Below are 15727 nucleotides of genomic sequence, written 5' to 3' on the forward strand. Positions count from 1 at the left end.
GTTGGGCATGTTGACTCCTTCACCCTCCCCGGAGGTGGCTGCCCGTGCGCCCCTTGCTCGTACCTGTCCGCCTGGCCGCCACCGTCGTGGCCTTCGCCGCTGCCGCCGGCTGTATGAGCGTGGGTGACGACGACGGAGGGCGGGCCAGGCCGTCGCATTCGGCGGGGCAGGAGGGCGGGGCGGCGCCCGGCGGGGGGCCGGTGGGGCCGGACGGTGGCGCCGGGCACGGAGAGGCCGCGGGCGGGGCCGAGGACGGGCGCGGCAAGGGCAGGAAGGGACACGGTACGGCGAAGCCGGGGGAGTCGGCCTCGCCGTCGGGGTCGGCGGACGTGCCCGGGGCGAGTGCCTCGGCTTCGGTGCCGGGCGGGCCGGGGCGGACCGTGGGGCCCGGGGATCCCGCGCCGACGCCTGCGCCGCCGAGTCCGACGCGGACCAGTCCTGCGCCGGAGCCGCCCCCGCCGTCACCGGAACCGCCGGCGTCTCCCGAGCCGACGGCTGCCGAGCCGTCGTCGTCGGCGCACGAGGAGCCGAGGCCGCAGCTGGTGCACCGCGAGCCGGCGCCGGAGGCCGGGGCGCCGGTCTAGTGCCGCGCCGTTGGGCCGGGTGTACCAGCTCGGTTTGCCATGAGGGGCGGTGGGTGCGTATGGTGGTAGATCGTTTGATCCCATTTGCCCGGCGCCACCGCAGAGCGCGCCGTGTGGCGCGTACTCTCCCTTGCCGTGGCGGACCGCATTGAGGCGGTCGTATTGCGAATCACGGAGTTGACGGGCGCGTGCCGACGAGACTCCGGAAGGTTTCGCATACGCATGTCCATTTCCAGTACTGATCACGTCGTCGTGCCCGAGAACGAGGCCGTCGAGGAAACCCCCGAGCTGACCTTCGCGGACCTCGGCCTCCCCGAGGGTGTCGTGCGCAAGCTCGCGCAGAACGGCGTGACCACCCCCTTCCCGATCCAGGCGGCGACCATCCCGGACGCCCTGGCCGGGAAGGACATCCTCGGCCGTGGCCGCACCGGCTCCGGCAAGACCCTCTCCTTCGGTCTGCCGACCCTGGCCACGCTGGCCGGCGGTCGCACCGAGAAGCGCAAGCCGCGTGCCGTCATCCTCACGCCGACCCGTGAGCTCGCCATGCAGGTCGCCGACGCGCTGCAGCCGTACGGGGATGTCCTCGGGCTGAAGATGAAGGTCGTCTGCGGCGGTACGTCGATGGGCAACCAGATCTACGCCCTGGAGCGCGGCGTCGACGTCCTCGTCGCCACCCCCGGTCGCCTTCGCGACATCATCACCCGCGGTGCCTGCTCCCTCGAGGACGTGCAGATCGCGGTGCTCGACGAGGCCGACCAGATGTCCGACCTGGGCTTCCTGCCCGAGGTGACGGAGCTGCTCGACCAGGTTCCGGCGGGCGGTCAGCGGATGCTGTTCTCCGCGACGATGGAGAACGAGATCCAGACCCTCGTCGACCGGTACCTCAACGACCCCGTCTCGCACGAGGTCGACGCGGCGCAGGGCGCGGTGACGACCATGTCGCACCACATCCTGGTCGTGAAGCCCAAGGACAAGGCGCCGGTCACGGCGGCCATCGCCTCCCGCAAGGGCCGCACCATCATCTTCGTCCGCACCCAGCTCGGCGCCGACCGGGTCGCCGAGCAGCTGCGCGACGCCGGTGCCAAGGCCGATGCGCTGCACGGCGGTATGACGCAGGGCGCGCGCACGCGGACGCTGGCGGACTTCAAGGACGGCTACGTCAACGTCCTGGTCGCGACGGATGTGGCGGCGCGCGGCATTCACGTCGACGGCATCGACCTCGTCCTGAACGTCGACCCGGCCGGCGACCACAAGGACTACCTGCACCGGGCCGGCCGTACGGCGCGCGCCGGGCGCACCGGCACCGTCGTCTCCCTCGCGCTGCCGCATCAGCGGCGCCAGATCTTCCGGCTGATGGAGGACGCGGGCGTCGACGCCTCGCGGCACATCATCCAGGGCGCGGGCGCCTTCGAGCCGGAGGTCGCCGAGATCACCGGCGCCCGTTCGATGACCGAGGTGCAGGCCGAGTCCGCGGGCAATGCGGCGCAGCAGGCCGAGCGTGAGGTCGCCCAGCTCACCAAGCAGCTGGAGCGGGCGCAGCGCCGTGCCGCCGAGCTGCGCGAGGAGGCCGACCGGCTGGTCGCCCGGGTCGCACGCGAGCGGGGCGAGGACCCCGAGGCGGCGGTGGCCGAGGCGCAGGCCGCGGTGGCGGAGGCCGTCGAGGTGTCCGTGCCCGAGCAGCCGGTGGCGCGGGACGTGGACCGGGCCGAGGCTTCGTCGTCGTACGAGCGTCGTGAGCGGCGTGAGGAGCGGGGTGACCGTGGTGGCTTCCGTCGGGACGACCGGGGTGACCGTGGTGGGCGTTCCTTCGAGCGGCGGGACGACCGGGGCGGGTTCAACCGGGACCGGGACCGTGGCTTCGAGCGCCGGGACAACGACCGTGGTGGCTTCCGTCGGGACGACCGCGGTGACCGTGGCGGCCGTTCCTTCGAGCGTCGGGACAACGACCGCGGTGGCCGTTCCTTCGAGCGCCGTGACGGTGACCGGGGCGGCTTCCGTAGCGACGACCGGGGTGACCGTGGTGGCTTCCGCCGTGATGACCGCGGTGACCGTGGCGGGCGTTCCTTCGAGCGTCGGGACAACGACCGTGGTGGGCGTTCCTTCGAGCGCCGTGACGGTGACCGGAGCGGCTTCCGCCGTGACGACCGCACCGCCGGTCGCCGTGACGAGCGCGGCGGCCACCGTGGCAGCGACCGCCCGTTCAACCGGGACCACCAGGGCGACCGCCCGGGCTTCCGCACCGGCGGTCACGAGCGTCCGTACGGCCGCCGTGACGACCACCGCGGCGGCGGTTCCTTCGGGCGCCGCGAGGACAAGCCGCGTTGGAAGCGCAACGGCTGACGCCGACTGACCTTCGAGGGCCCGTACGACTCCGGTCGTGCGGGCCCTCGCGCGTTCTGCGGGGGTCAAGTAGGGGTCGAGTACGGGGGGCAGTAACGGTTTTCTCTGCGCTCTCTATTCACTACCGGAACCTGTGTGACGGTTGTTAACATCCCTTGGCTTGCATGGGGGAGCGCGGCCGAGGGGGAGTTCGACGAGGCGCGCATCGGCACAGGGCGAATACACACCCGGCCGCCATGCCTTCTCGTATCCCTGGGGAGGGACCCTTGACTCGGCGTGTACACGCACGCTCTGCCGCGGCCCGGCGTGGCCGCATCGCACTCACTCTGGTGGGCCTGGCGGCCCTGGGCGCCGGCTCGCTGACCACCGCGGGCCCGGCGGCCGCGGACACCACGCCGATGCCGCTCCGGACGGACGGGGTGTGGGGCATCGACTACGCGGGGGGTGTCCTCACCACCGTGGAGGTCGCCCCGAGCGGTTACCGCTTCGTCCTCAACCGTCCCGTCTCCGCGGACGGTTCCACGGTGGGCGAGCTGGAAGGCCGCGGCTACGCCGACACCTTCGCGGGCGGCGACCATGTGCAGCGGGTGTCCTGCGACGCCGGCTCCTGTGTACCACTGCGGGCGGCCGGGAACGGCGACGTCGGCTACTTCTTCGTCGATGACGGCAAGGAGTACGCGCAGGTCTGGACGGGCGAGGACACCCTTCACCAGGGCGAGGAACCCGGCGTGACCGGTGGCCGGTTCGTGGACATCACCGGACGCTTCTACGTCTACAACGCGGCCTCGACCGGCAAGCAGTACGTCGATTCCGTTCAGCCGTACCACTATCAGGACGTTCGCAGGACGCGCTCCGTCACCGCCGCCTCCGTGTGGGGCACCCGGCTGTACACGCCGGGCTCGGGCGCCGGTGCTGTCACCGTGTACGACCTGGAGCAGAAGAAGACCGTCGAGACACTCGCCACTGGCGCGCCCTGCACGGTCAAGGAGCTTCAGGTGGTGGGCCGTTGGGTTTACTGGAACTGCGGGGCCACGGGCGCGGCGGGGGTCTACGACCGCACGGCCAAGAAGAAGATCACTGTGCCGTCCGGCCCCACGCTCGTCGGTGACGGCTATCTCGTCCGGCACGACAGGACGGCCGGGAAACTGATGCTCACCGACTTCCACACGGGTACGGCCGCGGCGGCGCGTGCGATCGCCGACCTGCCGACCGGGACCACCGCCGACCAGCGGCGGCAGACCTGGGCCGTGGACAAGTTCGGCGGGGACATCGCGTACGTGGACGCGGACCACGACGTGCACGTCGTGCAGAGCGGGGTGCCGTCGCAGCCGCTGCTGAAGATCGAGTCCGAGGTGGCCGGCGACTACGTCAACGCCAAGGACGCGTACTGGAACAGCACCTGGCAGTTCAACAAGCCCGCGACCTGGACCTTCACCGTGAAGGACGCCCGCGGCCGTGCCGTCTACACCCAGACCGGTACGGGCGCCGAGGCCGACGCCGGCTGGAACGGGAAGACGGACGCGGGCACGTACGCGTACAACGGGAGCTACACCTGGACGCTGGCCGCCACGGCGACCGAGGGCAGCGGCACGTACACGACGAGCGGTGCGTTCGGGCTCAACGGCGGACTGCCGGGCCACCACGACCAGGGGTACTACAGCTTCGGCGAGCTGGTCACGCTCAACTCCTCAGGTGGCCTGACCCTGCACTACACCAAGGGCAAGGGCACGTTCACCCACAAGGAGTCCGCCTCTGGCTGGCCCGCCGGCACTCTCGCCGTGCCGTTCGGCGACATGGGCAAGGACCGGTGCGGCGAGATGCTCGTCCGCATGCCGAACGGTGAACTGCGCCGCTACACAGGCCGGTGCGGGTTCTCGTACAGCCCGTCGAACAGCCACACCTCGCTGGGCACCGGCTGGAACGCGTACAACGTCCTCACCGCGCCCGGCGACCTGACCGGTGACGACCGGGCCGATCTGCTGGCGCGGAAGGCGTCGACGGGGGACGTGTACCTGTTCGCCAACGACGGTGCGGGGAAGCTGAAGGCGGGCGTCAAGATCCGTACGTGGTCCGGGTACAAGAAGATCGTCGGTGCCGGTGACCTGAACGGCGACGGCTTCGGGGACGTGCTGGCGCTGGACAAGGCGGGGACGCTGTGGCGCTACGACGGCACGGGCGCCGGCCAGGTGAAGGAGCGCGTGAAGGTCTTCTCCGACTGGGGCGGCACCTACAACGCGATCGTCGGCGTCGGTGACATCACCGGCGACGGCAAGAACGACCTGGTGTCGCGGGACACCGCGGGCAACCTCTACCGCAACACCGGTACGGGCAAAGGGTCGTTCGCGCCGCGCGTGAGGATCGCGAGCGGCTGGCAGGGCTACAGGGGGATTTTCTGATGCGTCACTCGTTCATACGCGCCGCGAGCGCGGCCGGAGTCCTGGCCCTGACCCTGGTCCTCACTCCGGTCGTCGGGGCCCCGGCCGCCGCTGCGGACGCCCCGGCCCAGCTGGACGTCACGCCCAACTGGCGTACCGTGCCCCGGGCCGACTCACTCGGCTCCTTCGGCGCGACCGGGTTCGTGCACTCGCCGGAGGATGCGGAAGACAGCTTCGGGCAGGAGTTCCAGTGGACCCGGCTCGACACCGGGGAGACGACCACGCTGCTCGGCTACGGCAACAACGAGGAGGCCGAGTTCGGCGAGTTCGGCGCCGAGTCGGACTATGCCGCCCACCACCACCTCGGCTCGATCGACATCCGGAACATGGCGGACGGCACCACGCGCCGGTTCGACGTGCCGTCCGGCGACCTGTTCGAAGGGCTGGTCGGTGCCGCAGTCCTGGTGAAGGACTACACCGGTGACGACCTGGAGACGGTCGACAGCTGGTATCTGCTCCCCGCGGACAACCCGGTGGCCGACGCCAAGGTTCCCGTGACGGGCTGGCCCGAAGGCACGGACCTCAAGGGCGTGCGCCTGGTCGCGGGTGACGCGGACGAGGCGGTCGTACGCTTCTCCACCGCGCCGGAGACGCCCGAGGCCCGTCACTTTCTGGGCCTGCTCGACCTGAAGACGGGGCAGCTGCGTTCCTTCGCCGCCGACGGTGTCACGTCCGTCGCGCTCGACGGGGGCACCGTGGCCTGGGTCGGCACCGACGGGAAGGCTCACTTCCACTCGCGCGGCGACCTGGAGTCGCCCGAGATCGCCTTCCCCCTCCCCGACGACCTCGACCGCTCGAAGATCGGGCTGATCGACGGCTGGCTGCTCGCCTTCACCCAGGCCGACGGCACGGACGCGGCGCTGAAGCGCAGCCTGGTGGCCGTGTCGGTCGGGCAGGAGCGGCGGACGCTGCTGGAGAAGGCCGACAAGGAGGCCGTGCAGATCGCGGGCGGCGGCGTCGCAGTGATCGGTGGGACGTCCTCGGCGGACTGGCACCTGCAGAAGGTGACGGTCGAGGGCGGGCAGCCGAAGCTGGAGAAGCTGCGGCGCGTCGCTCCCGTCGCCGTCGGCATCGACGCCATCGCGCTGAGCGCGGGCACGCTGTCCACCGTGGAGAAGGACGGCCCGCAGGGCGCCGGGTTCTACCACCGCACGCTCAGCCCCGCGCAGGCTCCGGCCACCGTGTCCGACCCGGCGTGGGTGGGACGCGAGAGCGGACGGTCGTACGACTACACGGTCTGCGGGCAGATGCCGTGCACCCAGCTGTTCGGCAGCGGCGACGGGCGCAGTGTCTACCAGGTGCGCAACTACCAGTCGAACCCGCAGGTCGAGATCGTCGGCCGGCGCGGTCCCCAGCAGGCGGACCGGGCGCTGACCGGCGACTTCGACGGGCGACTCACGGACTCCTTCGGGCGGTACGCCGTCTACCAGAGCGACCGGCCGACGGGCGCCGGGATCCCGGTGACGGACGGCAAGACGATCGTCGTCGACCTCGACACCGGGTCGGTCGTCGACGAGCGGGCGCAGACCGGCGCGACCGTGTGGGGCAGCACGCTGTACGCGGGGACGGCGGCGGCCGGCACGGTCGCCCGCAAGGATCTCGCGACAGGCAAGGACACCGGGACCGTCGACACGGGCGCCCCCTGCGTGCCGGTCGAGCTGCAGAGCGCCGGGCCGTGGCTGTACTGGACGTGCGAGCAGTTCCGTCAGCACGGCGTGGTCAACATGGGCACCGGCGAGAAGATCGCGCTGCCCGCCGGCCGGGGCGGTCTGCTCGGCGACGGCTACTTCGTCAACCAGCGTTATGTGGGCTCGGGCCTGCGTCTGACGGAGTTCCAGAGCGGCGGCACCGCCGTCACCCGTGACCTGGGGATCCCCATGTCCGTCGACGGCAGCGACACCCGGCGCCGCACCTGGACCGTGGACCGCTTCGGCGGCGGCATCGCGTACGTCGACAAGGAGAACCAGGTCCATGTGGTGCCCAGCGGGGTGCCCGCATCGCCCCTGACGGTGGCCTCGGCGTCCACGCCGACTGCCTTCAAGGCGTCGGACACCTGGAAAGCGTCCTGGCAGCTGTCCAAGCCGGCCGCGTCCTGGAAGCTGACGGTGAAGTCGGCGACGGGCGCGACGGTGCGCACGCTCGGCGGAGGCGAGGCCCGCGGTCTTGTCACAGCCGCCTGGGACGGCAAGGACACGGCGGGCACGTACGCGCCGAACGGCTCCTACACCTGGACCCTCACCGCCCAGCCCGCCGACGGCCAGGGCACGCCGCTGACCGCGACCGGGAAGACCGCGCTGACCGGTGGCGCGGCCGTGCGTCACGACCACGTCGGCGGCGACGGCATCGGCGACCTGCTCACCCTCAACTCCTCCGGCGGCCTGACCTTCCAGCAGGGCACGGGCAAGGGCACGTTCTCCGGAAAGGTCACCGGCAGCGGCTGGGCGACGAGCGTGCGGGCGGTGCCGGTCGGTGACCTGAGCGGCGACCGCTGCAACGACGTTCTCGTCAGGTTCAGCAGCGGAACGGTGCGGTTGTACAAGTCGGCCTGCAACGCCGCGCTGACGCCGTCGACGCCGTACACCACGATCTCGACGGGCACCGGCTGGAACCAGTACGACGTGCTCACCTCGCCCGGTGACGTGAACAAGGACGGGCGGCCGGACCTGATCGCCCGCACCGCTTCCACCGGGGCGGTCTACCTCTACAAGGGCACCAGCACCGGCAAGCTGTCGTCCCGCGTGAAGCTGTACGACAACTGGAAGACGTACAAGAAGGTCGTGGGCGCCGGGGACCTGAACGGCGACGGCATCGGTGACCTGGTCGCGCAGGACAAGACCAACGCGCTGTACCGCTACTACGGCACCGGCAAGGGCACCTTCTCCTCGCGGGTGAAGCTGTCTGCGAGCTGGGGCGTGTCCTACAACGCGGTCGTCGGGGTCGGCGACATCACCGGGGACGGCGCGGCCGACCTCGTCGCGCGCGACACCGCCGGGGTGCTCTACCGCGTCCCCGGCACCGGCAAGGGCACGTTCGGGACGCGTGTGAAGATCGCGACCGGCTGGCAGGGCTACAAGGGCCTGTTCTGATGCGCCTGTTGTAACAAGCTGTGACGCATGTCACGCCCCTGGCGAGGGAATCGCTGGGGGCATGACAGATGACGCCATACGCAGTGCGCCGCCCTCGGACGAGGAGCGGCTGGCCCAACTCGGTTACCAGCAGGTCCTCGCCCGCCGGATGTCGGGGTTCGCCAACTACGCCGTCTCCTTCACGATCATCTCGGTCCTGTCCGGCTGCCTGACCCTCTACCTGTTCGGCATGAACACGGGCGGCCCGGCGGTGATCACCTGGGGCTGGGTCGCCGTCGGCCTGATGACGCTGTTCGTCGGCCTGTCGATGGCCGAGATCTGCTCCGCCTATCCGACCTCCGCGGGCCTGTACTTCTGGGCCCACCGGCTGGCGCCCCCGCGCTCGGCCGCCGCGTGGGCGTGGTTCACGGGCTGGTTCAACGTGCTCGGCCAGGTGGCGGTGACGGCCGGCATCGACTTCGGGGCGGCATCCTTCCTGGGCGCGTACCTGAACCTGGAGTTCGGCTGGGAGGTCACCCCCGGCCGGACGATCCTGCTCTTCGCCGGCATCCTGATCCTGCACGGCCTGCTGAACACCTTCGGCGTACGGATCGTGGCGCTGCTCAACAGCGTCAGCGTGTGGTGGCACGTGCTGGGCGTCGCGTTGATCGTCGGAGCGCTGACCTTCGTACCGGACGACCACCAGTCGGCGTCCTTCGTCTTCGGCGAGTTCGTCAACCACACGGGCTGGGGCAGCGGGGTGTACGTGGTGCTGCTGGGTCTGCTGATGGCCCAGTACACGTTCACCGGCTACGACGCCTCCGCCCACATGACGGAAGAGACCCACGACGCGTCGACAGCCGGCCCGAAGGGCATCGTCCGCTCCATCTGGACCTCCTGGATCGCCGGCTTCGTACTGCTGCTGGGCTTCACCTTCGCCATCCAGTCGTACGAGGGCGCCCGCACCTCGCCGACCGGTGCGCCGCCCGCGCAGATCCTGCTCGACGCGCTCGGCGCGAGTGCCGGCAAGCTGCTCCTGCTGGTGGTGATCGGCGCGCAGCTGTTCTGCGGGATGGCGTCGGTGACGGCCAACAGCCGCATGATCTACGCCTTCTCGCGCGACGGCGCGCTGCCGTTCTCGCACGTGTGGCACACGGTGAGCCCGCGCACGCGGACGCCGGTCGCGGCGGTGTGGCTGGCGGCCCTGGGCGCGCTCGCCCTCGGCCTGCCGTACCTGATCAATGTCACGGCCTACGCGGCGGTGACGTCGATCGCCGTGATCGGCCTGTACATCGCATACGTCGTCCCGACCCTGCTGCGACTGCGGAAGGGGCCGGCGTTCGAGCGGGGGCCGTGGCATCTGGGCCGGTGGTCGACGGTGGTCGGAGTCGTGGCGGTCGGCTGGGTCGGCGTGATCACGGTCCTGTTCATGCTGCCGCAGGTCTCCCCCGTCACCCGGGAGACCTTCAACTACGCCCCCGTCGCCGTCCTCGTCGTCCTGGGCTTCGCTGCGACGTGGTGGCTGGCGTCGGCACGGCACTGGTTCCTCAACCCCGCCCACGAACGCACCGTCGCCCGCGAGGCGGCGCGTTCCGGGACGCCCGACCCCGTTGATCCGTAGCGCTCGGGGTCGCCTCTCCCGCCCCGACGGGGCCGTGTCCCGGATACCCGATCGGCGACGCGGCCTCGTCCGGCTATGCTCGGGTAGGCAACATCGCCTGGGCCGTTAGCTCAATTGGCAGAGCAGTGGACTTTTAATCCATTGGTTGTGGGTTCGAGTCCCACACGGCCTACAGGAGAGCCCCAGTTCAGACTGTGTCTGGACTGGGGCTCACGACGTTTCGGGGCGTTGGAGATCGTTAGCTGGCCCGCTGCTGGCCCGAAGAAAGACGATCAAGACATGGAGCGGTCCCGGTCGGCGATGGGGACGCGGCCGGGGCCGCGGGGTGAGTCAGGGCTTGGGCGGGGTGACGAACCCCCGTACAGGCCGTTCCTGCTGCGGATCGCGGGAGTCGGGCTGCTGCGCGCGCTTCCACGCCGCCACCAGCTCCGCGTACCGCGGGTCGATCCACTCAGCCATGCGACACCTCCAGCCGTCAGCCTACGGGCGGCTGGGGCTTCGGCATGGGACGGATCGTGCACTCGGGCGCGTGCTGGCACTTCGCCACCACGGACACGAGCGTCTCGTCGGACGGCGGCCCCCACAGCTCCAAGTCGGCCTCCCAGCCGAGTTCCGTGATCTTCTCGCGGGTGCGGTCCAGGATCGGCGGGTCGTAGTTCGTGGGGTCGTAGCCCGGGTAGTGGTGCACGAAGCAGCCGAGGGACTCGCACAGCTCCGCGTACATGGCGGTGTGCAGGATCAGGGCGTGCCAGCCCTCGTCGACGATCCGGGACGGCGCGAGCCCGGCGCCGGGGTTCTTCGCGCAGGCCGTGACGAACTTCAGGCCCTCCTCGACGATGCGGCCGGCCATCTCCTCGGGCATGTCCGGGTGGGCGTCCATCACGGTCTGGCGGCAGCTGGTGAACTGCTGGTCGGTGATGAGGAGCCGAGGGATTGCGGGGATCGGACCGGGCTTCGGATCCGGGTCAGGTCCAGGGCTCGGAGGTACGCTCACGAGATCTCCTTCGCTGGTTGCGGATGGGATGGCCCGCCCCGGTCGGGAGTTCTTGGCCGGATTCGCCGACCAGGGCGGGAGTCTGTGTGGAGCGCGCACAGCGCGGGCGGCGCTGCGAAATCTGCAGCAGCGGGGGCGATGAGCCCTGACAATGCTGCGGCCCCACCCGTGCCGCGGGTCCCGCCCACCCCTGAGCGACGGGTACGGGACGGGCGGGTCGTCCCGCTACCGGCGTGATCAACGACGCTGCTGGGGCGGGGTCAGTGGGAAGCGGCGGGCCCGCGCCGTGCCTGCCGGTACTCCTCGTAGAGCCGGTCGCCGGTCTCGCAAGAGACGTCGGCGTTCGACCCGTCCTCGTTCACTGACCGGCATGTCGGGCACGCGGAGCCGTGCACCAGCATGCGTCGGTACGCGGCCTGCCCGGGTGTCTCTTCGGGGCCCGCAGGGTGAGGCCCTCCGAGGTTCTCGTAGTGGTCGCACAGGGCGTTCACCGACCGGGCGAGCTGCTGAGCGTGTGAGATGCCGACGGGCAGGCTGCGGCCGGGTTCCAGGTTCAGCCGCATGCGGGCTTCGCCGACGCAGGCCAGCGCGCAAGCCCGCGGGATGTCGTCCTCTGGCAGCCTACCGGCGGCCGTCTCGACTTCCGGGACGGCCAGCATGAGATGCCCGCGCAGTTGGAGAGTAAGCGTCTCCAGTTCGTCGGGCATGGGGGGCTCGGCGTCGTCGGCGAGAAGACGGCGCGCCGTGCCGCGCATTGTTGCGATGTCGACGGGCGGGGCGGCCGCCTCTGCCGTGCCGGTCGGGCGAGTAGTAGAAGTGGTCACTGTCGGCGCTCCTCAGCAGCGTTGGCCGCGCCCCGGGAGGCCTCCACCTCACCGGGGTCTTCACGATCTGGCCAGGATCTTGTGACGCTTGGTGTCTGCTCGATCCCCCACCGGTAATCTCACAGTGGGATGACTTTTCATCCTGTTCCTGGATATCGGGGGGCGTGCCATGGGGACCGCGCTGGAGCCGATCGAACTGCCCGACTGGGCATGGGAGCGCGCCGAGGTGCGTCAGGCTTTGCGTGCGAGGGACATGGGCGCCGTGTTCCGGCACGTGCAGCAGTACGCCGGCGCCAGCCAGTCCCGCATCGCCGCAGCCGCTGGGATGACGCAAGCCCGCGTCAACGAGATCATCAACGGCCGCCGCGAGGTCTCGAGGCTCGACGTGTACGAGCGGATCGCGGACGGCCTTCACATGCCTGACGACGCGCGGCACCTGCTCGGGCTTGCTGCCAGCCGGGAGAAGCGTTCCGGCGGTGCCGCCTTCGACCTGGCCGCGTTCCCGGAAGTCGTCCGCGTGTACGCGTCGCAGGACTCTGCGGCGGAGGAGATCCAGCAGCAGGCCCGCGAAGCTGCGGAGCTGGACGTCCTGGCCGTGCGCGGCCTCGGCCTGGTCGGGCTGAACGACTCGCTCTTGCGTGCCTGTCTGCCGCGCGAACAAGGCGGCAAGGGCCTCAGGATCCGGGTGGCGCTTCTCGACCCCGACAGCGACGCCCTGGCCCGGCGTGCAGCCGAGATCGGGGAATCCGCCGAGTCCCTCGCCTCCGGCGTCCGGCTGGCCGAGGCGCGGTTGAGGGAGCTCGCCGATTCATGCGACATCCAGGTTTACCGGTACCGGATGCTGCCCACTTGGCGGCTTATCCGCACGGACTCCACCATGTTCGTCGGCGCCTTCGACGCTGGGTGGGAAGGGCATGAGTCGGCAACGTACAAGGTGATGGCTACGCCGCACGGTCCCTTGTTCCGGGGGTTTTGCAGGATGTTCGAGGCGGTCATCGACGGAGCTGAGCGAACGGTCTGAAGAGAAAGGGAACGGCTCGTGATCGAGGCGGAGTTGAAGGCGCGCGTGCATGCGCCGGAGGCTGTCATGCGGCAACTGGAAGCGCGCGCAGCGGCCCGCGTCGAGGTGTACCGAGACACGTACTACGACCGGCCGGACGGCTCGTTGGAGAACGCGGGCGAGGAACTGCGGGTCCGCACCGTGCACGGTGCGGACGGCACGCGGACGGTCCTCACTTACAAGGGCCCCGTGGTCGACGAGGCTTCCGGGTCGAAGCCCGAGCACGAGACCCGGGTCGAGGACGCGGAGGCGGCACACGCCATCCTGCGCGGGCTCGGCCACGTGCCGTTCATCGCGTTCGAGAAGCGGTGCCGGAACTACGACTTCGAGGCCCGGGGCCGGAAGATGCTCGCGACCCTCGTCCGCGTACCGGAGATCGAGGGCACGTTCTTGGAGGTCGAGACGCTCGCCGACGAGGACGAGGTGACCGTGGCCCTCGATGACATCCGCGTGGTGCTCGCCGAACTGGGCATCGGGCCGGATGACCTGACGCGCGAGACGTACACGGGAGCGGTGGCGGCACAGCGCCGCTGACCTCGACCTGGGTAGCGTTCGCTACACCCTTGCCTGGGAGCGACGATGCGCCCCCTGCACGACCCCCGAATGCAGACCAGGAACCTGATGGGACGTAGGCAAGGGGAGGCAGCCATGCATATGGAAGAGGCAAAGCTGCAGAAAGGGTGGAAGGCCAAGGGCTCGTCGCCGTGCGAGCAGGCCCATGGCCAAGCCCAGCCGCCCGTAGCCTGAGCGCTGGGGTGGCACATGTCCGGCCGGGGTGGCGTGGTGTCCGCCCCGCATGCGGCCGCGCACCGCAGCGGGACGTCGCGCCCCAGCGGGGCGGGAGGTGGCTCCTCCCCGCGCAGGACGTCGTCCACGACGTCCACCACCGCGATGTCGGCGAACCCCGGTACCAGGGCCTGAACGCACTGTCGGCAGGTGACCGTGACATCGAGGCTCCGCCCGACGGCCGCCCGGACCGCGGCCGACGCCGCCTCCCGCTCGACCTCGCCCGCCTGCTCGTCGTACGCCGCACTGGTCCATCGCACCCGCAGGTCCTCGTCCAGGACGTACCAGGTGGCGGGAAGAAGCGGAGCGGACGATTCCGGGTCTTCGAAGTCCGACGCGCGCTCTCACCACCTCGCCTCCACGATCCGCCACCGGCTGGACCACAGCATCCGGAAGATGCCGCCGACGAGGGCGCCTCGGTGAGCAGTAACAAAAAGTGCAGCACTGGAGGAAATGCCGGACGGTTGTCATTGTTCGCACCGCCGTCCGAGTAGGTGACGCATGACCGAGGCCGAGACCGCTCGGGACGCCGACGCCTTGCCGCGACCAGCCAAGTTGTCCCTTCCCACGCTGACCGCGATGGTCGTCGGCTCGATGGTGGGCGCCGGAGTGTTCTCCCTGCCCAGCCGCTTCGCCGAGGAGACCGGCGTCGCGGGAGCGCTCATCGCCTGGTCGATCGCGGGCGTCGGCATGCTGATGCTCGCCCTGGTCTTCCAGACGCTCGCGGTACGGCGTCCCGACCTGGACGCGGGGGTGTACGCCTACGCCAAGGCGGGCTTCGGCGAGTACCTGGGTTTCTTCTCCGCCTTCGGGTACTGGGCGAGCGCCTGTGTGGGCAACGTGACGTACTGGGTGCTGATCATGTCGACCGTGGGCGCCGTGGTGCCCGCCCTCGGTGAGGGCGACACGGTCCTGGCGTTGGTGCTCTCGTCCATCGGCCTGTGGGGCTTCTTCCTGCTGATCCGCCGTGGGGTCAAGGAGGCCGCGGCGATCAACCGGATCGTGACGGTGGCCAAGATCGTCCCCATCCTGGTGTTCATCGTCCTGGCGCTCTTCTACTTCAAGGCGGACGTCTTCGCGGAGAACTTCGCCGGCGCGGACTACGCCGGCTCGCTGTTCAGCCAGGTCCGCGGGACGATGCTGGCCACGGTGTTCGTGTTCCTCGGCGTGGAGGGCGCGAGCGTGTACTCACGGCACGCCAAGCGCCGGGAGGACGTCGGACGGGCGACGATCCTCGGGTTCCTGAGCGTCTTCGCCGTCTTCGCGTCGGTCACCATCGTGTCGTACGGGATCATGCCGATGAGTGAGATCGCCGAGCTGCGCCAGCCGTCCATGGCCGGCGTCCTGGAGCACGCGGTCGGCACGTGGGGCAAGGTCTTCGTGAGCGTCGGACTGATCGTCTCCGTGCTCGGCGCCTATCTGGCGTGGGCGTTGATGGCCGCGGAGGTGCTGTTCGTCGCGGCCAAGGACGACGACATGCCGCGGTTCCTGCGCCGCGCCACGCCCGCCGACGTGCCCGTGCCCGCGCTGCTGATGTCCTCGCTGCTGTCCCAAGTGGTGCTGATCGTCACGCTGTTCTCCGAGGACGCCTTCAACTTCGCGCTCGACCTGACCAGTTCGCTCTCCCTGATTCCCTACCTGCTCGCGGCCGCCTTCGCCGCGAAGATCGCATGGCCGCGCCGGCCGCCCGCTGCGACTGCCGGCCCGCGGCGCGGCCGCACCGGCGAGCTGGCCGTCGGCGTTCTGGCCACCGTCTACACGGCCTTCCTGCTGTTCGCGGCGGGGCTGAAGTTCGTCCTGGTGTCCTTCATCCTCTACGCCCCGGCCACGGTGCTGTTCGTCATGGCGCGCCGCGAGCAGAACAGACGCCTCTTCTCGCCGCGTGAAGTCGTCATCTTCATCATCTCGGTCGCCGGAGCAGTGATGGGCCTCGTCGCACTGGCAGCGGGCTGGATCCACCTCTGATCCGGCCCCGGCACATCGGCTTCCAGAAAGACATCGGCTTCCAGAAAGGCTTC

At 70.3% G+C, this 15727-nt stretch carries 11 protein-coding genes and 1 tRNA gene; 9 read left to right on the top strand and 3 right to left on the bottom strand.

Annotated elements, in window-relative coordinates; all coding sequences use genetic code 11:
- The first annotated feature begins 44 nt into the window (after nucleotides 1–44).
- The 6 genes from ACFV7R_RS18095 to ACFV7R_RS18120 all read left to right on the top strand — a co-directional run bounded on the left by ACFV7R_RS18095 (nucleotide 45) and on the right by ACFV7R_RS18120 (nucleotide 10217).
- Nucleotides 45–584: a hypothetical protein gene (locus ACFV7R_RS18095; RefSeq protein ID WP_385264372.1), complete on the top strand. Its 540-nt coding sequence runs from the start codon at nucleotides 45–47 to the stop codon at nucleotides 582–584.
- A gap of 222 nt (nucleotides 585–806) precedes the next feature.
- The gene (locus ACFV7R_RS18100) at nucleotides 807–2924 is read left to right on the top strand and encodes a DEAD/DEAH box helicase (RefSeq protein ID WP_385264374.1); all 2118 of its coding nucleotides are present in this window, start codon (nucleotides 807–809) and stop codon (nucleotides 2922–2924) included.
- Nucleotides 2925–3190: 266 nt separating this feature from the next.
- Nucleotides 3191–5320 carry an FG-GAP-like repeat-containing protein gene (locus tag ACFV7R_RS18105; RefSeq protein WP_385264375.1) on the top strand — a complete coding sequence of 710 codons (2130 nt, stop codon included), beginning with the start codon at nucleotides 3191–3193 and terminating at the stop codon, nucleotides 5318–5320.
- The gene (locus ACFV7R_RS18110; protein ID WP_385264377.1) at nucleotides 5320–8445 is read left to right on the top strand and encodes an FG-GAP-like repeat-containing protein; all 3126 of its coding nucleotides are present in this window, start codon (nucleotides 5320–5322) and stop codon (nucleotides 8443–8445) included. Before ACFV7R_RS18105 ends, ACFV7R_RS18110 begins: the two co-directional genes overlap by 1 nt.
- A gap of 61 nt (nucleotides 8446–8506) precedes the next feature.
- Nucleotides 8507–10045, top strand: coding sequence for an amino acid permease (locus tag ACFV7R_RS18115; protein ID WP_385264379.1), 1539 nt, complete (start codon nucleotides 8507–8509; stop codon nucleotides 10043–10045).
- A 99-nt stretch (nucleotides 10046–10144) separates the two neighbouring features.
- Nucleotides 10145–10217, top strand: a tRNA-Lys gene (locus tag ACFV7R_RS18120).
- 158 nt (nucleotides 10218–10375) lie between these two features.
- Here ACFV7R_RS18120 and ACFV7R_RS18125 read toward each other — a convergent pair.
- From ACFV7R_RS18125 to ACFV7R_RS18135, 3 genes are all read right to left on the bottom strand, one after another.
- Nucleotides 10376–10504, bottom strand: a complete 129-nt coding sequence (locus ACFV7R_RS18125) for a hypothetical protein (protein ID WP_385264380.1) — start codon at nucleotides 10502–10504, stop codon at nucleotides 10376–10378.
- A 16-nt stretch (nucleotides 10505–10520) separates the two neighbouring features.
- The gene (locus ACFV7R_RS18130; protein WP_385264382.1) at nucleotides 10521–11039 is read right to left on the bottom strand and encodes a glycine-rich domain-containing protein; all 519 of its coding nucleotides are present in this window, start codon (nucleotides 11037–11039) and stop codon (nucleotides 10521–10523) included.
- Nucleotides 11040–11299: 260 nt separating this feature from the next.
- Nucleotides 11300–11794 (bottom strand): DUF6415 family natural product biosynthesis protein, encoded by a 495-nt coding sequence (locus ACFV7R_RS18135; RefSeq protein WP_385264383.1) that lies wholly within the window; start codon nucleotides 11792–11794, stop codon nucleotides 11300–11302.
- Nucleotides 11795–12032: 238 nt separating this feature from the next.
- Here ACFV7R_RS18135 and ACFV7R_RS18140 point away from each other — a divergent pair, with 238 nt between their 5' ends.
- The 3 genes from ACFV7R_RS18140 to ACFV7R_RS18150 all read left to right on the top strand — a co-directional run bounded on the left by ACFV7R_RS18140 (nucleotide 12033) and on the right by ACFV7R_RS18150 (nucleotide 15674).
- Nucleotides 12033–12884 (top strand): helix-turn-helix domain-containing protein, encoded by an 852-nt coding sequence (locus ACFV7R_RS18140; protein WP_385264385.1) that lies wholly within the window; start codon nucleotides 12033–12035, stop codon nucleotides 12882–12884.
- Nucleotides 12885–12902: 18 nt separating this feature from the next.
- The gene (cyaB, locus tag ACFV7R_RS18145) at nucleotides 12903–13457 is read left to right on the top strand and encodes a class IV adenylate cyclase (RefSeq protein ID WP_385264387.1); all 555 of its coding nucleotides are present in this window, start codon (nucleotides 12903–12905) and stop codon (nucleotides 13455–13457) included.
- Between the two features lie 753 nt (nucleotides 13458–14210).
- Nucleotides 14211–15674 (top strand): basic amino acid/polyamine antiporter, encoded by a 1464-nt coding sequence (locus ACFV7R_RS18150; RefSeq protein ID WP_385264389.1) that lies wholly within the window; start codon nucleotides 14211–14213, stop codon nucleotides 15672–15674.
- Nucleotides 15675–15727 lie beyond the last annotated feature (53 nt).

Origin of the sequence: Streptomyces sp. NPDC059866, from assembly GCF_042731325.1 — a bacterium.
Taxonomy (GTDB): Bacteria; Actinomycetota; Actinomycetes; order Streptomycetales; family Streptomycetaceae; genus Streptomyces; species Streptomyces flavusporus.